The following is a 2,548-nucleotide window of genomic DNA, read 5'->3' as shown; positions in this document are numbered from 1 at the left end:
TGGCGGCGCATCTGTCGGGTAGGCCCCGTCCCTCTCGGGACGAGGCCCCCCTCAGAACCGTGCGTGCCACTCGTCGCGGCACACGGCTCAAGCAGACCGCTTGGGCAGCTCGTGATTCTGCATTTGACCGTAGTCATGGGACGCGTGATGCCTCCGATGACAGTCGGAATGGACCAAGGCTTGGTTGGACGCTTGATCCGACCCGCCGCGTGAGCGGTAGATCAGATGATGCTTGTGAATCGTTCGGTAGCTGGCATGAAACCAGTCGGCCCAGTCGCGGACTGAGTCCGGTTCGTATGTCGCTCCGTCGATCAGGTCAAGTCCGCAAAGCGGACAGAGCCCCTTCTGCCTGGCTGCGAGGTTGACGGCGAACTTGCCGTCTGCCTGCGGGTGTTTCCGCTTGCGCGTTCGCTCCCGCCAGTACTCCGCCAGTTCCGGGTCGTCCTTGGACGCAGCACCCTTGACCATCACATGGCGTTGGATGTTCGTCCATCCGAACTTGCCCATAAAGGCACCGGTCTCCGTGTCGCCGAAGACCCAGTTGTCCTGCCGGGCTGGATTGAAGCGGCCGAAGTAAGCGCTCTTGACCCAGCCGCGCGACTTCTGTGCATGCCGTCTCTTCGCCCACCGGTACTCCCGCTTGTAGAGCCACCAATCCAGTTTGCTGAACGTCTCACTGGATACGGCGCTTCGGTAGTAGGTAGCCCAGCCCTTGATCAAAGGGTTCACATTGCGGATCAGATCCGTTGTTCTGGCCGCTGCCATGCGCTGGCATCGGTCAGTGATCTCCCTCTTGACCTTCTGTACCGCTGCCTTGCTGGGCTTGATCAGGAGCTTCTCGCCATACCTCCTGACGTTGAATCCGAGGAAGTCGAAACCCTCCGACGCGTGGACCACTTGGGTCTTTTCGTCGTTGAAGGTCAGCCCTCTCGGCTCCAGCCAGGCGGTGAGCTTCTCCTTGATCTGCCACGCTTCCGCCTCCGTCGCGCACATGACGACGAAGTCATCGGCGTAGCGAACCAGCGTCGGGATATTTCTCCGCGACCTCTGCAGTTGCGTGAGGCTCGGGTCGTATCCGGCAGCGATTTCCATGCCATGGAGTGCGATATTGAGCAGCAGAGGGCTGATTACCCCGCCTTGCGGCGTTCCCTCCGTGGTAGGGGCGAGCCTGCCGTTCTCCATCACCCCGGCCTTCAACCATCCTCTGATTTCCCGGCAAGCCGGGAAGTCGCCGATGGCATCCAGTAGGCGGTCATGGTCGATGCGGTCGAACGCGCTGGACAGGTCAGCATCCAGGATCCAGACCTTCTTGGCGCCCTTGCGTGCCAGTGTCTGGAAGATCGCGCCGATCGCGTCATGGCATCCTCGTCCGGGTCGGAAACCGTAGCTTCGCCCTTCGAAGCGTGCCTCCCATTCCGGCTCCAGGGCGTTTTTCACCCTGGCCTGCTCCACTCGGTCCCGGATCGTGGGGATACCTAGTGGTCGCTTCTTGCCGTTCGCCTTCGGGATGTGCACTCGCCGCACCGGTAGTGGCCTGAATCGCGGCTCCTCGGTCAACTCTCGCAGGAGTTGACCTCGTTGCCGTTCGTCGACCACGACCGCCCCGTCGACACCGGGGGTGCGGCGTCCTGCGCTGAGTTGGGTCACTCTGCGGATCGAAACGATCGTGTTGCTTCGTGACCTCAGCATCAGCTTCTGCAGATTTCTGACCCTCTTTGGGTCTTCTTCACGTGCCGCCTTGAAGATCCGCTGCCTCAGTCGCCGCACGTCCGCCTCTGCCTTGGCCCAATTGGTACTGCGCCATTGCTCGGCGTCGCTCAGGGCCATCGTCACATCGGCTGTCTCAGTGTCCGTCGAAACGGTCACGTCCACCACCTCCGTGTCCACTCCGGTCTCCTGACTTTCGGTCTCATTGCGTTGGCATCCTCAAAGGTCCACCAGGCCCGCGTCAGCTCGCTTTCGCGCCCAGCCAACTGGCCGGTATCCGCCGGGTTATAGGCGGCGGCTGAGGTGCCGTCGTCCGCCCTTTCCCCTGGGCTTTCGCCCCAGCGGCCTTTGCTTCTCGGGCCTTCCTTCGCCCGCAGAGGAGTTGAGCTTCCGTTGCCGTTGGCCTACCGGTCATGCGACCGGACCTCTACGGGGTTGTCCTGTTCCGCTCCGTCCAGATGCGAGCTGGGTCGGGTGCCTCCTATACCCCGGGGCCACGGTGACCACGCGCGACGTAAATGGGACCGTCGTGCCGTGTTTGCTTCTCAGCAGTAGCCCTGTACCGGCGTTCTGCACTGCTCCGGTATCTACGGTTACGGGACCTCATCAGAGGTTCACTTGCGTTCACCCTTCAGCTCTCCCCCTTGGCTCTGTGCCTCGCAACAGCCTGCGTGGCCTTGGAGCTTCGATAGCGAGGGCTTCGCACAGATCCGTTACCGGTCCTGCACGCCTCGCTGGGGGCCCACCATGTCGGTCACTTGGCGGGGAAGGCCTCCTTCCTCTCGGTTGCCTTCGCTGGTTCCGGAGCGGCTTGCAGGCCGCACCCATTTCCCCGTAGTAG

1 protein-coding gene is annotated in these 2,548 nt (G+C 62.4%); it reads right to left on the bottom strand.

Translation table 11 applies throughout. From position 1 onward, the window contains the following. Positions 1 to 87: 87 nt before the first annotated feature. A complete protein-coding gene (gene ltrA, locus AB0N81_RS41945) occupies positions 88 to 1,887 on the bottom strand; it encodes a group II intron reverse transcriptase/maturase (protein WP_365368202.1) in 1,800 nt (599 codons plus the stop codon). Between the last annotated feature and the right edge of the window lie 661 nt (positions 1,888 to 2,548).

The organism is Streptomyces sp. NPDC093510 (assembly GCF_040683555.1).
Taxonomy (GTDB): Bacteria; Actinomycetota; Actinomycetes; order Streptomycetales; family Streptomycetaceae; genus Streptomyces.
This window is presented reverse-complemented; position numbering and strand designations above follow the sequence as displayed.